Annotated in this window: 2 protein-coding genes and 1 pseudogene; 1 reads left to right on the top strand and 2 read right to left on the bottom strand. The window is 60.6% G+C overall.

The annotated features are described in order from the left end of the window. Positions 1-414: reverse transcriptase domain-containing protein (locus EN935_RS35520; RefSeq protein ID WP_245489136.1), on the bottom strand; the 414-nt coding region annotated here is incomplete at its 3' end. Positions 415-1035: 621 nt separating this feature from the next. Between EN935_RS35520 and EN935_RS35530 the strand changes: the two genes are divergently transcribed. After that, positions 1036-1224, top strand: coding sequence for a hypothetical protein (locus EN935_RS35530; protein ID WP_245489137.1), 189 nt, complete (start codon positions 1036-1038; stop codon positions 1222-1224). A 73-nt stretch (positions 1225-1297) separates the two neighbouring features. Here the strand turns inward: EN935_RS35530 and EN935_RS41595 are convergent. After that, positions 1298-1510: pseudogene (locus EN935_RS41595) on the bottom strand (IS1 family transposase); the annotation flags it as partial.

Below are 1510 nucleotides of genomic sequence, written 5' to 3' on the forward strand. Positions count from 1 at the left end.
GTCGAGGTCGAGCACCCAGTCGTGTCGCCAGCAGCGCTGACGGGCCGTGCGCACGGCGTCGATCGCCGAGCGGCCGGGCCGGTAGCCGTAGGAGTCGACATGGAACAACGGGTCCAGTCGAGGCTCCAGATACCGTCGGACAACTTCTTGCGCGATGCGATCCGACACCGTTGGTATGCCCAACGGCCGCGTTCCGCCCGCCGCCTTCGGAATGTCCACCCGCCGCACCGGTTGGGGGAGATAGCTTCCCGAGGACAGCCGGTTCCAGAGCTTGTAGAGGTTACCAGTTAGATCAACCTCAAAGTCAGCAATCGACTGTCCGTCTACTTCAGCCGCTCCTTGGTTGGCCTTCACCTTCTTGAAAGCCTCCCAGACTTCCCGCTTCGGGATGTCAAACGGCTTTGCCTTGGTCATGCGGCTCCTCCCGTCGCCGGTTGGCCGCCTGACCTTGGCGGGATACTGCAGCCCCTTCGGTCCAGCCCCATTACAGAGCCTTCACCCCTACTACGGACTGCTCCGTCCCTGTGCCCCGCATCGGTACTCTCGCCCTTGCGGGGATTTCCCGCTTGAGCTTCTCCCTTAACATCGGGGCGACAGGTTCCCGCGTTCCACAAAAGAGCCTGATCCGGATTCACGCCGCCTCCAAGCCGGATGCCGCTCGGGCCGGGCTCCAGGGCTCCGCCCAAACTGGTCCCAGAGGCCACTACCTTCCCTCTGGTTTCGACATCGTCCTGTGAATTTCGGCACGTCATCAGCGGTTCGCTTGCGCTCGTCTCTCCGGATCTCACCTGACGGGTTTTACCCCCGCCTTTTCCTGCGACGCTCACCACCAGCGCTCTTAACGCCAGCAGCTCGCAGTGGATTGGAGCCTGCGCCTGATCGCCGGCTCCGAGGGGCCTGCCCTCATCTCCCTTGCAGCTCCACACCCCCTTCTCTGTTGGTGTGTTCGCGGCACACGTAGTGTCTCAGTTTGAAATTTTAGCGACCTCAGAGCGACCATTCAGCCACGCCTCGCGATGTGCTATGATTCGTCTTATGGGCAAGAAGGCGAAGCAGAAGGCCAAGCAGGCGATTGATGCGCCGTTAGAGGGCGGGCTTGACGCGGAAGCCGCCTACTATGCCCGCAAGGTTGGCATAACCAGAGACGAAGCCGCCAAGATCATCCGGGAAGCCCACGGGCCGAAGCTCGCGATAGTCGGCAAGAACAGCGTGAAGTGCAGATAGCCGCTTAGGCGACCTTCTTTTTGTACGGACCGCGCTTACCCGGCTTCGGCGCTACAGCGTCCATCTTCTCGAAAAGATCTTCCATCGACCAAAGCGTCTGCGACACGCCAGCCGCCATTGGCGGCGTCATTTTCAACGTCTTGTGCATTTTGATGAAGTTGTACCAAACCGTGTAGATCGCGATCATGTGGACGTGGTTGTCGAACTTCTTGAGAACGCATTGGTCAAGCGCGTGAAGCGGCGGTTTGCCATCCGCATCGTGAGGTTGGCGCGCTCTATATGCGAC

Origin of the sequence: Mesorhizobium sp. M7D.F.Ca.US.004.03.1.1, assembly GCF_003998635.1 — a bacterium.
In the GTDB taxonomy this organism is placed as follows: Bacteria; Pseudomonadota; Alphaproteobacteria; order Rhizobiales; family Rhizobiaceae; genus Mesorhizobium; species Mesorhizobium loti.

Bases quoted from the DNA above. Each gene is read 5' to 3' on its own strand.
- EN935_RS35530 (WP_245489137.1), top strand. From the start codon at position 1,036: ATGGGCAAGAAGGCGAAGCAGAAGGCCAAGCAGGCGATTGATGCGCCG.